15 protein-coding genes are annotated in these 13,739 nt (G+C 68.7%); 1 reads left to right on the top strand and 14 read right to left on the bottom strand.

The window, feature by feature from the left end:
- Positions 1-137: 137 nt before the first annotated feature.
- The 11 genes from ftsH to ybgC all read right to left on the bottom strand — a co-directional run bounded on the left by ftsH (position 138) and on the right by ybgC (position 10,656).
- On the bottom strand, positions 138-2,063 hold the full coding sequence (ftsH, locus tag ASG72_RS19705) for an ATP-dependent zinc metalloprotease FtsH (RefSeq protein ID WP_056716604.1): 1,926 nt from the start codon (positions 2,061-2,063) through the stop codon (positions 138-140).
- A gap of 111 nt (positions 2,064-2,174) precedes the next feature.
- Complete coding sequence (tilS, locus tag ASG72_RS19700) at positions 2,175-3,215, bottom strand: tRNA lysidine(34) synthetase TilS (protein ID WP_056716330.1); 1,041 nt, start codon at positions 3,213-3,215, stop codon at positions 2,175-2,177.
- Positions 3,212-4,135 (bottom strand): tol-pal system protein YbgF, encoded by a 924-nt coding sequence (gene ybgF / locus ASG72_RS19695; protein WP_056716327.1) that lies wholly within the window; start codon positions 4,133-4,135, stop codon positions 3,212-3,214. The genes tilS and ybgF overlap by 4 nt, the downstream gene beginning before the upstream one ends.
- A 117-nt stretch (positions 4,136-4,252) precedes the next feature.
- Positions 4,253-4,756: a peptidoglycan-associated lipoprotein Pal gene (pal, locus tag ASG72_RS19690; RefSeq protein WP_056716324.1), complete on the bottom strand. Its 504-nt coding sequence runs from the start codon at positions 4,754-4,756 to the stop codon at positions 4,253-4,255.
- 199 nt (positions 4,757-4,955) lie between these two features.
- Complete coding sequence (gene tolB, locus ASG72_RS19685) at positions 4,956-6,236, bottom strand: Tol-Pal system beta propeller repeat protein TolB (RefSeq protein ID WP_056716601.1); 1,281 nt, start codon at positions 6,234-6,236, stop codon at positions 4,956-4,958.
- Between the two features lie 74 nt (positions 6,237-6,310).
- Positions 6,311-7,513 (bottom strand): cell envelope integrity protein TolA, encoded by a 1,203-nt coding sequence (tolA, locus tag ASG72_RS19680; RefSeq protein ID WP_244488882.1) that lies wholly within the window; start codon positions 7,511-7,513, stop codon positions 6,311-6,313.
- A gap of 27 nt (positions 7,514-7,540) precedes the next feature.
- Positions 7,541-7,990 carry a protein TolR gene (gene tolR / locus ASG72_RS19675; protein WP_056716317.1) on the bottom strand — a complete coding sequence of 150 codons (450 nt, stop codon included), beginning with the start codon at positions 7,988-7,990 and terminating at the stop codon, positions 7,541-7,543.
- 12 nt (positions 7,991-8,002) lie between these two features.
- Positions 8,003-8,713: a protein TolQ gene (gene tolQ / locus ASG72_RS19670; RefSeq protein ID WP_056716314.1), complete on the bottom strand. Its 711-nt coding sequence runs from the start codon at positions 8,711-8,713 to the stop codon at positions 8,003-8,005.
- Positions 8,714-9,015: 302 nt separating this feature from the next.
- Complete coding sequence (locus ASG72_RS19665; protein ID WP_056716311.1) at positions 9,016-9,450, bottom strand: DUF2852 domain-containing protein; 435 nt, start codon at positions 9,448-9,450, stop codon at positions 9,016-9,018.
- Between the two features lie 96 nt (positions 9,451-9,546).
- The gene (locus ASG72_RS19660) at positions 9,547-10,200 is read right to left on the bottom strand and encodes a TetR/AcrR family transcriptional regulator (protein WP_056716308.1); all 654 of its coding nucleotides are present in this window, start codon (positions 10,198-10,200) and stop codon (positions 9,547-9,549) included.
- 51 nt (positions 10,201-10,251) lie between these two features.
- Positions 10,252-10,656 (bottom strand): tol-pal system-associated acyl-CoA thioesterase, encoded by a 405-nt coding sequence (gene ybgC / locus ASG72_RS19655; protein ID WP_056716304.1) that lies wholly within the window; start codon positions 10,654-10,656, stop codon positions 10,252-10,254.
- A gap of 155 nt (positions 10,657-10,811) precedes the next feature.
- Between ybgC and ASG72_RS19650 the strand changes: the two genes are divergently transcribed.
- Positions 10,812-11,534 carry an extensin family protein gene (locus ASG72_RS19650; protein ID WP_200939980.1) on the top strand — a complete coding sequence of 241 codons (723 nt, stop codon included), beginning with the start codon at positions 10,812-10,814 and terminating at the stop codon, positions 11,532-11,534.
- Positions 11,535-11,571: 37 nt separating this feature from the next.
- Here ASG72_RS19650 and ruvB read toward each other — a convergent pair whose 3' ends face one another.
- From ruvB to ruvA, 3 genes are read right to left on the bottom strand one after another with little or no spacing between them, the layout of a single operon-like run.
- Positions 11,572-12,621, bottom strand: coding sequence for a Holliday junction branch migration DNA helicase RuvB (gene ruvB, locus ASG72_RS19645; RefSeq protein ID WP_056716301.1), 1,050 nt, complete (start codon positions 12,619-12,621; stop codon positions 11,572-11,574).
- The gene (locus ASG72_RS19640; protein WP_056716298.1) at positions 12,618-13,100 is read right to left on the bottom strand and encodes a GNAT family N-acetyltransferase; all 483 of its coding nucleotides are present in this window, start codon (positions 13,098-13,100) and stop codon (positions 12,618-12,620) included. Before ASG72_RS19640 ends, ruvB begins: the two co-directional genes overlap by 4 nt.
- The gene (ruvA, locus tag ASG72_RS19635; protein WP_056716295.1) at positions 13,097-13,714 is read right to left on the bottom strand and encodes a Holliday junction branch migration protein RuvA; all 618 of its coding nucleotides are present in this window, start codon (positions 13,712-13,714) and stop codon (positions 13,097-13,099) included. The genes ASG72_RS19640 and ruvA overlap by 4 nt, the downstream gene beginning before the upstream one ends.
- Between the last annotated feature and the right edge of the window lie 25 nt (positions 13,715-13,739).

Here is a 13,739-nt window from a genome sequence, read left to right as displayed (position 1 = left end):
GCGCCCGAGACGCGCTATGGCGGTTCTATACCCCGAAAAACCTTTCGGCCTCGTCACATTTTGTATCAGTTCCTATCAGACCAAACAAAGAGGGCGGCCCTCGCGGACCGCCCTGTCGTCTCTCGCTGCGAGGCGTCTCACGCCTGGGGCTGCGGCTCCAGCCCGGCATCGGGCTCGCCGCGCTTGCGGCCCCGTCCGGCGCTCGGCACGGCCGAACCGCGCGGCGTCGACGGCGTGTCGTCGAGATCCCGCGTCGGGCGCTTGCCGGCGATCAGGTCGCGGATCTCGTCACCGGTCAGCGTCTCGAACTCCAGCAGCGCCTCCGCCACCTCGACGAACTGGTCGTGGTATTTGGTGATGATCTCCTTGGCGTCGAGATAGCCCTGGTGCACCAGCTTGCGCACCTCGCTGTCGATCTTCTGCGCCGTCGCCTCGGAGAGGTTCTGGGTGCGCCCCATCGACATGCCGAGGAAGACCTCTTCCTGATTGTCGCCATAGGCGACCAGGCCGAGCTCCTCGGAATAGCCCATCTGGGTGACCATGGCCTTGGCCATCTTGGTCGCCTGCTGGATGTCGCCGGTCGCGCCCGAGGTGATGTTCTCCTTGCCGAAAGTCAGCTCCTCCGCGACGCGCCCGCCCATGGCGACCGCGAGCTGCGAGGTGAACTCCTTGAACTTCATCGAGTAGCGGTCGCCCTCGGGCAGGAACTTGACCATGCCGAGCGCCCGCCCGCGCGGGATGATCGTCGCCTTGTGGACCGGAATGCCGGCCGGCACATAGAGCCCGACGATCGCATGCCCGGCCTCGTGATAGGCTGTGAGCTTCTTCTCCTCCTCGGACATCGCCATGGATTTGCGCTCGGCGCCCATCATGACCTTGTCCTTGGCGTCCTCGAACTCGGCATGGGTGACCATGCGCTTGCCGCGCCGCGCCGCCAAAAGCGCAGCCTCGTTGACGAGATTCATCAGATCCGCGCCGGAGAAGCCGGGCGTCCCACGGGCCAGAATCTTCAGATCGACATCGGGGGCCATCGGCACCTTGCGGACATGGACGCGGAGGATCTTCTCGCGGCCGGCCACATCCGGGTTCGGCACCACGATCTGACGGTCGAAACGGCCCGGGCGCAGCAGCGCGGGATCGAGCACGTCGGGGCGGTTGGTGGCCGCGATGATGATCACGCCCTCATTCGCCTCGAACCCGTCCATCTCGACCAGCAGCTGGTTCAAGGTCTGCTCGCGCTCGTCATTGCCGCCGCCGAGGCCGGCGCCGCGATGGCGGCCGACCGCGTCGATCTCGTCGATGAAGATGATGCAGGGCGCGTTCTTCTTGGCCTGCTCGAACATGTCGCGGACGCGGCTGGCGCCGACGCCGACGAACATCTCGACGAAGTCCGAACCCGAGATCGTGAAGAAGGGCACATTGGCCTCGCCGGCGACGGCGCGCGCCGTCAGCGTCTTGCCGGTACCGGGCGGGCCGACGAGCAGCACGCCGCGCGGGATGCGCCCGCCGAGACGCTGGAACTTCTGCGGATCGCGCAGGAATTCGACGATCTCCTGCAGATCCTCCTTGGCCTCGTCGATGCCCGCGACATCCTCGAAGGTGACGCGGCCATGCGCTTCGGTCAGCAGCTTCGCCTTCGATTTGCCGAAGCCCATGGCCCGGCCCGCCCCGTTCTGCATCTGCCGGGACATGAAGATCCACAAACCGATGAAGATGATGAAGGGCAGCGAATTCACCAGCAGCGCCATGAACCAGGGCGTGCCCTCGGCCGGCGCGCGGGCCGAAACCTGTACGCCCTTCTGCGCCAGCGTCTTGAGCAGAGCGGGGTCGCCATAGGGCGCATAGGTCACGAAACTGCGACCATCGGAGAAGGTGCCGGAAATCTCCTGGCCCGCCACCACGACATTGGCGATGCGGCCGGCTTCCGACTCGTTGATCAGCTGGCTGTAGGGGATCTCGTTGGTGCTCGCGCGCTGGTTCGGGCTTTGGAACAGCGTGACGAGCGCCAGCACCAGCAGGAAGATTACCACCCAGAGGGCGAAATTTCGGAAGTTCGGATTCATCATCTGTCCGATCAGGCCATCCGGAAATGCCGGGCTGGGCCAAGGTTTGCAGAGGCTAATCTAGGTGCGGCGCAGCCCGTTGCCAAGGGAAAGCGCCCGGCCGCCGGCTCCTTAAGATGTCGCAGGGTGAATGCCGCGCCGCCGCGCCCCCTCGCGGCGCATGGAAAGCCTGCCCGCACGGTCGAGCGAGAGCACGCAGCCACCCAGCGTCCGCCGCAGCGCCGCGCCCTCGCTGGCGGCCGCGCGCAGCGCCGCGTGACACTGCTCCATCCGCTCCAGCCGGAGCGGCGCGGCCTCCCCCGCAACCTCCGTCACCAGCTGTCCCAGCACGCGCAGCGAGACCTCCTCGGGCGCCGCGAATAGCGTGCCGGCATCGACACCCTCCGCCGCGCCGGTGCCGAGCGCGGCCCGCAGCGTCTCGGCCTGCTGTGCGATCGCCGCCTCGAGCCGCGCCATCCGGCGGGCCAAAAGCGCGAGCCGCTCGGCGGTCAGGCCCGCCTCCGCGAGGGCCGGCATCACGCGGCGCCAGCGCGCCCGCTCGAACCGCGGATCCGAATTGCCGGGGTCGGTGACGAAGGGCAGCTCGAGCGCCTGCGCGGTCGCGATCAGGCGGTGCTTGGGCAGATCGAGCAACGGCCGCGCGATCTGCAGGGCGCCGCGCCGGCTGCGCCGCCTCATGCATGCCAGCCCGCCGGGACCCGAGCCATGCGCCATGCGCATCAGCAGCGTCTCCGCCTGATCATCCTGCGTATGGGCGGTGACGATGACGCGGCAGCCGCGCCGCGCCGCCTCTTCCGCCAGCAGGCGGTAGCGCGCCTCGCGCGCCGCCTCCTGCAGCCCGCTGACGGGCCTGGGCCCGTCCCAGCGCAGGATCGCATGGGGAATGCCGAGCTGCGCGCAAGCCTGCGCGACCATCGCCGCCTCTGCGGCGGAGCCCTGCCGCAGCCCATGATCGACGGTCGCGGCGAAGAGCTGGCAAGCGCCGGCATCCGGCGCCCATCGCGCCAGCAGGCCGAGCAGGGCCATGGAATCGGGACCGCCGGACACGGCGATCAGCAGGGCCTCATCGTCGCGAAGCGCACGGAACAGCGCCTGCGCCTCATCCGGCGAAACCGGCGTGCCGCTCTGTGCGGGTGGGAGGACCCGCCTCAAGCGCAGCCGGAGCGCCGGCGCTCGCGCTCCGCGCCCTGGCGCACGGCATTGCTGGCCGAGGGATATTCCACGCCGAGCTTGGCATAGGTCGCGCAAGCCTGGTCGCGGGCGCCGAGCCCGTTCAGCGCCATGCCGAGCTTCAGCAGGCTGTCGGGCGCCTTGCCTGCGCGGGGGAATTCCCGGCTGATCTTGAGAAACTGCTCCGCGGCCTCGCGATAGCGCTGCCGCTGGAAATAGCTCTCGCCGAGCCAGAAGGTCGCATCGGCGGCCAGCCGGTCGCGGGGGAAGCTCTGCAGGAACTGGCGGAAGCCCATCTCGGCCTGCTCGTATTCCTTGCGCAGCACATGGGCATAGGCGAGGTCATAGGCGTCCTTCGGCGAGGCGGCACGCGTCGCCGCCGCGACGCTGGGGCCGCGGCTGTCCGGCCCGGGCAGCGCGCCCTGCGGCCCGCGCCCAACCCCTTGGAGATCGAGCGGCCCCTGCTCCGAGAGGCTGGAATCCTCACCTTCGATGATCGAGCCGATGCTGGCGCCGCGCCCGAGCGTCTGCGGCGCACCCACGGCCCCGGTCTGCGTCGTCGGGTCGAAAGCATCGCCGCGGCGCTGCCGCTGCGGGGCCGCCGGAGCCGGCGGCGTCGCGCCCGGAGACGCGGCGCCCGAGCGCCCGCCGCCCTTCTCGTTCAGGCGGAAATCGACGTCTTCCTGGAATTTGCGGAGTTGCTCGCTGAGGCGCCGGTTCTCGAATTGCAACTGCTCGATCTGCCCGGACATCTGGCGCAGCTGGTTCTCGAGCCGCGTCGTCCGCACCAGGAGCTCCGCGGCGTCCTGCGCCCGCACGGGCTGGAACGGCGACAGGGCGAGCAAAGCGAGCAGCGCGAGAAGCGGCGAGCGGTGCAGGCGAAAGGCTGAGTGACCGAACATGAATCCAACCGGTTGGCGCGAGGCGTGATCTATAACACGGGCACACCGCGGCCAAAATATGAAAGGCCGGGCATTCCCTGCGGAATACCCGGCCTTCAGCCGAATCGAGAGGCTGGATCAGACGCCGCCGGCGCCGTCGAGCAGGGTCACCGCACGGCGGTTCTGCGACCAGCAGGAGATGTCGTTGCAGACCGCGACGGGACGCTCCTTGCCATAGGAGACGATGCGCATGCGGTTGGCCGGGATGCCCCGCGCCGCGAGATAGTCGCGCACGGTCTGGGCGCGGCGGGCCGAGAGCGAGAAGTTATATTCGCGGGTGCCGCGCTCGTCGGCATGGCCCTCGATGGTGAAGGTGTAGCGCGGATAGCGCTGGAGCCAGCCGACCTGCTTGTCGAGCGTGGCGGTGGCGGTCGAGGTCAGATCGGTCGAATCGGTCTCGAAGAAGACGCGGTCGCCGACATTGACGACGAAGTCCTGCGCGCTGCCCGGGGTCGCGGCGCCGCCGGCTCCGAAGCCGCTATTGGCGGTGTCGGTCTTGGCGCAGGCGCTGACGGCGAGCGAGGCGGCGATGGCGAGGGCGAAGCGGATGGCGCGACCGCTGAAGGCGAAGCTGGCGAGCATGGTGTGACTCCGGGACGATCCAGCGAGACGAAGCTCACGGATGAAAATTGACTTGGCCGATCAATGAAGCGTCAACCTAAACGAGACCTTGCCAAATCAAGGCGAAGTGGCGGCATTGCGGCGCATGGTTAACCAAACGCTGCGAAAGACGAGCCTGTCCGAAGCTGTGGCGGAATTACACCAGGAGCCTCGGCCCGCTTCAGCGGGTCGCGGTCAGCAGCGGCGACCAGGTCGGGTCGGAGGCGAAGGCCGGCGTCGGCACCGGCACCTCGACGCGGCCGGTGATGTCGACCATGTAGAGCTTGCCGCCGGACTGGCCGCCCGGATCGCGGAAGAACATGATGTACTGGCCGTTGGGCGCCCAATTCGGCGCCTCATTGTGGAAACCTTCGGTCAGCAGCCGCTCGCCGGTGCCGTCCGGCCGCATCACCCCGATGCCGAAGCCGCCGGATGAGCGCTTGGTGAAGGCGATCAGATCGCCGCGCGGCGACCAGGAGGGCTGCGAATAGGAGCCCTGCGCGAAGGAGATGCGCTTGCCCTCCCCGCCGGAGGACGGCATCACGTAAAGCTGCTGCGAGCCGCCGCGGTCGCTCTCGAAGACGATCTGCGATCCGTCGGGCGAATAGGCGGGCGAGGTGTCGATCGCGCCGGTCGAGGTCAGCCGCGTCGTGGTGCGCGAGCCGATATCCATGGAATAGAGATTGGCGTTGCCGCCCTGCTGCAGGCTGAGCGCGATCTTGCTGCCATTGGGCGAGAAGCGCGGGCTCGAGGTCATGTCGGGGAAATTGCCGACGATCTGGCGCTGGCCGGTCTCGATGTTCAGCACATGCACACGCGGCTGCTCGCCGAGGCGCTGCGCCATATAGGTCACCTCCTGCGACACCGGCGAATAGCGCGGCGTCACCACGGAGACCGCGCCATCGGTGAGGTAGCGCACATTGGCGCCGTCCTGGTCCATGATCGCGAGGCGCTTGCGGCGGTTTTCCTTGGGGCCGGATTCGTCGACGAAGACGACGCGCGTATCGAAGAAGCCGCCGACGCCGGTGATCTTGGTGAAGATCGCGTCCGAGATGATGTGGCCGACCCGGCGGGCATTGTTCGGGTCGGTGAAATATTGCTGGCCGTCGGTCTGCGTCCCCGTCGTCACGTCCCAGAGCCTGAACTCGGCCTTGATCCGGCCCGAGCCGTCGCGCGAGACCCGGCCCGTCACCAGCGCCTGGACGCCGGCCGCCTTCCACGCCTCGAATTGCGGCGCGGCATCGAAGGGCGGGTTCTTATCGGGGTGCCGGCTCTTGTCGAGCGGCGCGAAATAGCCGCAGCGCTTGAGATTATTGCTGATCACGCCGGAGACGAGCACGCCCCCGTCGCCGCCGAAATCCGAGATCGCGATCGGCAGCGGCTGGAAGGAGCCGCCGCGCAGATCGATCACCAGCTCGGCCCGCGCCGCGGCCGGAACGAGGACAGCGGAGGTGGCGAGCATCAGCGCCTTGCGGCGCGTCAGCCCGTCCCGAACGGCAGCCGTCGCGAGAGTCGGCCTATCGGCGTGGATGTTGTTCACAGCACGTCCCTTGCATCGAAATTGACGATGACGTCGCGCCAATCGTCGTAATAGGCGGCGAATTGCGCCGGGATACGCAGCGGCGCGCAGCGGCGCGTCGCCGTGAGAGCGGAATCGGCGGCCACCCTGAACAGCGGATCTGACGAGGAGTTCACGACGCCGGGCTGCCCCATCAGCGACCCGTCGGTGCCGAGCTTCATCCGCACCTGCGGCACCACCGCGCCTCGCGCATTGGCGAGCGCGATCGGCACGTTCCAGCACTTCAGCAATTGCTCCTGGATGATGCCGACGAGCTGGGCGCGCAGCGAGGGGCTGAGCTTCTGCGACGAGCCGCGCTCGGTGCCGAGCGACGCCGTCCGGTTGATCTGCGGCGCCGCCGAACCGGTGGATTGCGCCTGCTCCTTCGACTGCAGCAGCTTGGCGATGTCGGTGGCGTTGAAGCGCTTGGCGATCTCCGCCTCGCGCTTGGCCTTGGCCTCGGCCTCCTGCCTGGCCTTGGCGGCGGCGGCGAGCTTGGCCTTCGCCTCGGCCTCGGCCTTCGCCTTGGCGGCGGCCTCCGCCTTCTCGCGTGCTTCCTCGGCGGCTTCGGCCTTGGCCTGGGCCTCCGCCTTGGCCTTGGCGGCGGCCTCGGCGCGGGCCTGGGCGTCAGCCTCGGCCTTCGCCTTGGCGGCGGCCTTGGCCTCCTCCTCGGCCTGTTTGGCCTTGGAGGCGATCTCCGCCTCCTCGGCGAGCTTGGCCAGCTCCTCCCGCTTCAGATCGGGCTTGGGCTCGGCCTTGGCTTCGGCCTTCTGCGGCGGCTGCTTGGCCGGCTCGGGCGGCGTCGGCCGCGGCTCCGTCTTCGGCAGCAGCGCGGCGCGCGAAGGGGGCAGCGGCGCCACCGCATTCTCGTCGGCGGTCTTCAATTCGGGCGGACGGCTCGGCGGCGCCGGCGCGTCCTGCTTGGCTTCCCCGGCCTCCTTGCGCTCGACGATCTCGGCCTGGCGCTCCGCCCGTTGCAGCGGCTGCTCCTGCACCTTCTCGGCATTGCGCTCGCCGCGGGTGATCTGGTTGAGCTCGCTCGGGCTGATGACCTCGACCGCGATCGCCTCCTGCTGCTCCGGCAGGGGCGACGGCGAAAACGCCAGCAGCCCCGCGACGAGAAACGTCGCATGGCCCAGCGCCGACATCAGCATTCCCGGTTCGGAGGTCGAAAGCTTCACGCTTTGAGGGTCCTCGCTCGTCCTGTCTCAGCGGCCGGACGGATCGGTGACCAGCGCCACCTTCTTGAATCCGGCCGAGGTGATGGTCGACATCACGGAGGCGACGCGGCCGTAATCGACCATGCGGTCGCCCCGGACATAGATCCGCTGCTCATAGCCCTGGCCGGTCAGCGTCTGCAGCTTGCCGACCAGATCCGGCTCCAGCGTCGCCTGGTCCTGCAGGAAGATCTGGCCCTTGGCGTCGATCGCCACGGTGATCGGCTTCTGGTCGACATTGATCGGCTTGGCGCCTGTCTGCGGCAGGTCGATCGGCACGCCGGTCGCGATCAGCGGGGCCGCGACCATGAAGATGATGAGGAGCACCAGCATGACGTCGATGAAGGGCGTCATGTTGATCTCGGCGATGGCGCCGTGCCGGCGGCCGCGTCTCCCGCGCCGTCCCCCGGATTTGGCTCCCGATGCTGCGGACATGCCCATGTCGGATGGTCCTTACGCCGCCAGCCGCTCGTCGATCTGCCGCGACAGGATCGCGGAGAATTCGTCGGCGAAAGCTTCGAGCCGGTTCTGCGCCTTGGCCACCTCGGCCTGGAGCTTGTTGTAGGCCATCAGCGCAGGGATGGCGGCGAACAGGCCGATCGCGGTGGCGAACAGCGCCTCAGCAATGCCAGGCGCCACGACGGCGAGGGAGGAGTTCTTGGAGACCGCGATCGCGGTGAAGGAATGCATGATGCCCCAGACCGTGCCGAACAGGCCGATGAAGGGCGCGGCCGACGCGATCGTCGACAGCACCAGGAGCTTCGATTCCAGCCGCTCGACCTCGCGCTGGATCGTCACGTCCAGGACCTTGTCGATCCGCTGCGACAGGCTGGCGACCGAGCGCCCGCCATTCTCGAAAGAGCGCTTCCACTCCCGCATCGCCGCGACGAAGACCGCCGCCATGTCGTTGGCGGGCTTGCTCGACAGGTCGCGATAGAGCTCCTCCAGCGAGCGGCCGGACCAGAACCCCTCCTCGAAGGCGTCCATGTCGCGGCGCGTGCGCCGATAGAGCAGCGTCTTGTCGATGATGATCGACCAGCACCAGATCGAGGCGCCGATCAGCCCGAGCATCACCAGCTTGACGACGATATGGGCATGCCAGAACAGGGTCCAGAACGACATGTCGATCTGCGGCGCAGCCTGCGCGATATCGGCCGGGTTCATCCTGTCGTCCTTTCATCTGGCGCGGCCAGCCAACGGCCTGCCGCACGCGTCGCGGGGAACCCGCGACGCCGCCCGATCCGCGATCCGGGGGAAACTGCCGGGCACGTCAATCGCTTGGGAATCCGGCGAAAGATGGGCGCAAACGGGGTTTCCTTCGAAACGCATGCTCAATATCGAGTTAAGCCTTCGGCAAGGTTAATGCCCGGTTACGACGATGCGGTCACATCGCCGCGGCGACGCAAAAAAACCGCCCCGGTTTCCCGGGGCGGTTCGCTCGGTTTCGCGAGGGGGCCGGCGCGCCGTCAGGCGGCGTCCTGCGACGGCGGGTTGCCGCGCCGGTCGGCCATGAACTGGTCGAACTCCGCCTTGTCCCGCGCCATGCGCAGCCTGGCCAGGAAATCCTGGAACTCGCGCTGCTCGTCCTCGAGGCGCTTCAGCGTCTCCGCGCGATACTCGTCGAAGGCGGCGTTGCCGCTCGACGGCCCACGATTCCAGCCGCCGCCGAAGCCGCCACCCTGCCCGCCCATCCGCTGGCGGAGCCGGTCCATCTTCTCCTGGAGGCGGCTCATCTTGTACTCGTAGCGATCTGCACCCGCATATCCGCAACCCATGCGTCCACTCCAGAACATGAAGGCCAGGGTCGCCAGACCTAGCGGCCAGAACACGATGAAGCCGAGGATCATGAAGGCGATCCAGGCCCCTCTCCCATATTCGTCAATCTTGGCGACGATCGGCATCGATCCCTCTCTTGGCTCCAGCGTGAATGTAAATCACATTTACATAGATGGATGCAGAGCGCCCGCTTGTCAAGAAGCGCCGCGCGAAATTGCCGATCAGCCCGCCGGCTTGCCGCGCGGCCCGAGCCCCAGCCCCTGGAGATAGATGAGCACGCCCGCCTCGAGCAGCTCGCCCGCCGACATCGGCAGCGGCCGCCTGCCGCCATCGGCGCGGCCGAACAGCGCCGCCACCCCATGCGACAGCGACCAGATATGCAGGGCCATCATCAGCGAGGGCGGGCGCTTCTCCGGCGGCAGCAGGGCGATCAACGCCTCCGAGGCGTGGCGCAGCACCTGGAACGCCCGGTCCGCGGCCAGCCGTAGCTCCGGGCTGGCATCCAGCGAGAGCCCCGCCTCGAACATGGCGGAGTAATAGGCCGGCTCGTCATGGGCGAAGGCAAGATAGGCCGCGCCCAGGCGGTTGAACGCGACCCCGGCATCCGGCCGCCCCTGGTCCCAGGCCTTGGTCAGCGCCAGGGCGAAGGCCTCGAAACCCCGCGCCGCGACATCCGCGAGCAGCGCGTCCCGGTCGCGAAAATGCCGATATGGCGCGGCGGGGCTGACCCCGGCCATGCGCGCGGCTTCGGCGAAGGTGAAGCCGTTCGCGCCCTTCTCCCGGATCAGCCCGAGCGCCGCGCGCACCAGCTCCTCCTTGAGATTGCCATGGTGATAGCCGCGGGGCGGATCGGGGTTGTTGCGCTTCCAGCTCATGTGACGAGCGCTAACATGGCGGCGGCCCAGCGTCGACAGCGCCGGGGCGCCTCAATCCGCGATCATCAGCCGCTGGCGCAGGGCGTCGGGGATCCGCCTGGCGCGCCCGCCGCCGACGCAGGCGACCAGGACCTTGGCGGTGACCAGCACCTCCTCGCCGCGCAGCACGCGCTGCTCGACGTCCATCGTCGCGCCGCGCGCCGCCACCGACCGCGTCTCGACCGTCAGCAGATCGTCCATCACCGCCGGAAGCAGGAAGTCGATCGTCATCCTGCGCACCGCGAAACCCAGAGCGGTATCGCCGTCGAACAGCTCGCGCTGCTCCACACCCAGCGCACGGATCAGCTCGGTGCGCCCCCGCTCCATGAAGCGGAGATAGGAGGCGTGATAGACGACGCCGGAAAAATCGGTGTCCTCGTAATAGACGCGGACCGGCAGGCTGTGGGCGGTGCTCATGGCGCGGATTTCAGGCTCGGCGGGCTGGGAGGGTCGCGCCCTCTTAGTCCATCCGCACCGGCGGATGAACCCGCCCCCGCGCCAAAGCGCCGCCATGCCGGAACATCCGCCCCTGCCGGCGATTGGCTGGCCATGCCGAAACCACCCCTCCCGCCATGCCGCGCCGCCGCTCGCTGATCGCGCTGGCGCTGCGCCAGATCGCCTTCCTCTGCCTGCTGGCGGCCCTGGGCCTGGCGGGCCTCGTCGCCAGCGGCCATCTCGTGCTGCCCTATCGCTACGACCCTTTCGCGCCGCTCGATCTGCGGGCCGAGCCGGACTGGCTGAGCGCCTACCGGCTGTCCCGCCTGAAGCGCGATCCGGAGCTGTGCCGCCGCGTCCTGACCCAGGCCGAAATCGCGCATCGCCTGCTGCCCGAGCGGTCGACGCCGGAGGATTGCCGGCTGGACGGGGCGGTCGAGCTGTCCTCCGGCGCGAGCAGCCTGAACGACAGGATCACCGCGCAATGCGGCATCGCGGCCGGCTGGGCGCTGTTCGAGAACCGGGTGCTGCAGCCTGCGGCCCGGCAGCATCTCGGCCAGGAGGTGCGCCGCACGCTGCATCTCGGCACCTATGTCTGCCGGCGCATCGGCGGGCTTGAATCGCGCTTCAGCCAGCATGCGACCGCCAATGCGATCGACATTACCGGCTTCGTCCTGGCCGATGGCCGCCGCATCACTTTGCTGCGCGACTGGGCCGGCGACGGGCCGGAGGCACGCTTCCTGCGCGCGCTGCGCGACGGCGCCTGCGGCATCTTCGAGGGGGTGCTCGGGCCGGAGTTCAACGCCGCCCATGCCGATCATTTCCACTTCGACAACGGCCCCTACCGGGTCTGCCGCTGACTGGCCCGCTTTCGCCGGCCGCGCCCGCTGCCGGCCCCTATTCCTCCTCCGCATCCCCGAACAGGCCGAATTGCGCCCCCTCCCGCGCCGGCTCCGGCATGCCGAGATGGCGGAAGGCGTGCGGCGTCAGCAGACGCCCGCGCGGCGTGCGCTGGATGAAGCCCTGCTGCAGCAGGAACGGCTCGATGATCTCCTCGATCGCGTCGCGCGGTTCCGAGAGCGAGGCGGCGATGGTCTCGATCCCGACCGGCCCGCCTCCGAAATTGATCGCCACCGTGGTGAGATAGCGGCGGTCCATCTGGTCGAGGCCGATCGCGTCGACATCGAGCAGATGCAGCGCCTTGTCGGCGACCGCGCGCGTCACCTGCGGGTCACCGTCGACGATCGCGAAATCGCGCACCCGCCGCAGCAGCCGCCCGGCGATGCGCGGCGTGCCTCGCGAGCGGCGGGCGATCTCGTTGGCGCCGTCGTCGCTCATGCCGATGCCGAGCACCCGGGCGCCGCGCGACACGATGCTCTGCAGCTCCTCGACCGTGTAGAATTGCAGCCGCAGCGGAATGCCGAACCGGTCGCGCAGCGGCGTCGTCAGCAGGCCGGCGCGGGTGGTGGCGCCGACCAGGGTGAATTTCGGGAGGTCGATCTTCACCGAACGCGCGGCCGGACCCTCGCCGATGATCAGATCGAGCTGGTAATCCTCCATCGCGGGATAGAGGATTTCCTCGACCGCCGGGTTGAGCCGGTGGATCTCGTCGATGAAGAGCACGTCGCGCTCCTCGAGATTGGTCAGCTGGGCCGCGAGATCCCCGGCCTTGGCGATGACCGGGCCGGAGGTGGAGCGGAAATTGACGCCGAGCTCCCGCGCGACGATCTGCGCCAGCGTCGTCTTGCCGAGCCCCGGCGGCCCGACCAGCAGCACATGGTCGAGCGCATCGCCGCGCGCCTTGGCGGCGTTGATGAAGACCTGGAGATTGGCCCGCGCCGCCGCCTGGCCGGTGAAATCCGACAGGGAGAGCGGCCGCAGCGAGGTCTCGCTGTCGTCATCGCGCCTGTCGGGGGACATCAGGCCGGGTCGGCGCGGCTCGCTCACAGCTCGATCTCCAGTTCCAGCGCATCATGCACGGGGATGCCCTGATAACCGGTCTCGATGATCGTCGGTATCACCGAGCGATAATGGTCGATCGCCTCGACATAGAGGCCGGAGAAGCGGAAACCCTGCAGCTGGTAGAAGATCATCCCCGGGATATTGTCGTTGGTCAGCATCGCCTTGAGCTTCGAGGCTCCGCGCGCCCGGGCCGCCGCCTTGACCGCGTCGAGCAGCGTCTTGGCGGCGCCCTGCCGCTGCTCCAGCGCATGCAGCGCGCAGAGCACGGCATAGGGGCCGTCCATGGTCCAGCTGGCCATCGCCAGCGTCAGCCCATCGGCGGAATACAGCGCCAGCGCGTCGATCTCGGCGCAATCATAGGTGCGGATGCCGATCATCATCCGGTGCGAGCCCCAGCTCCGCATCATCAGCGCGAGCAGCTCGCGGCGATCGTCGAGCGGGCGGACGGACAGCCCCTCGCTCATCGCGAGAGTTCCTTCAGCCCGAGCTTGATCAGCTGCGCCGTACCCGCGCCCTCGCCCGCCGCCTGGGCCGCCGCCGCCACCGCCGCCACGGCCTGCGCCTGCGGATAGCCGAGATTGGCCAGCGCCGACACCGCATCCGCCACCGGCTGCGGCAGACGCCGCTCCGCCAGCGCGCCGGCCAGCTGCACGACGCCGGGATCGACATGGTCGAAGGCCGGCGCCTTGTCCTTCAGCTCGGCACAGAGCCTCTGCGCCAGCTTCGGGCCGACGCCGGGCGCACGCGCCACCGCCGCCTTGTCGTTGGTGGCGATGGCGGTGGCGAGCGCCCCCGGCTCCAGCGTCGACAGGATCGCCAGCGCCACCTTGGCGCCGACGCCCTGCACCATCTGCATCAGCCGGAACCAGTCGCGCTCGCCATCGGAGAGGAAGCCGTAGAGCCGGATCGCATCCTCGCGCACATGCGTCTCGATCGACAGCGCCGCCGCCTCGCCCGGCTTCGGCAGGCGCTGCAGCGTCCGCGCCGAACATTGCACGACATAGCCGACCCCCTGCACGTCGAGGATGACATGATCCTCGCCATAGGAATCGATGATGCCCTTGAGCTTGCCGATCATCGTGGCTGGAGCCCTTTCGCGACGC

It is taken from the genome of Allobosea sp. Leaf344 (assembly GCF_001426225.1).
GTDB lineage: Bacteria > Pseudomonadota > Alphaproteobacteria > Rhizobiales > Beijerinckiaceae > Allobosea.
This window is presented reverse-complemented; position numbering and strand designations above follow the sequence as displayed.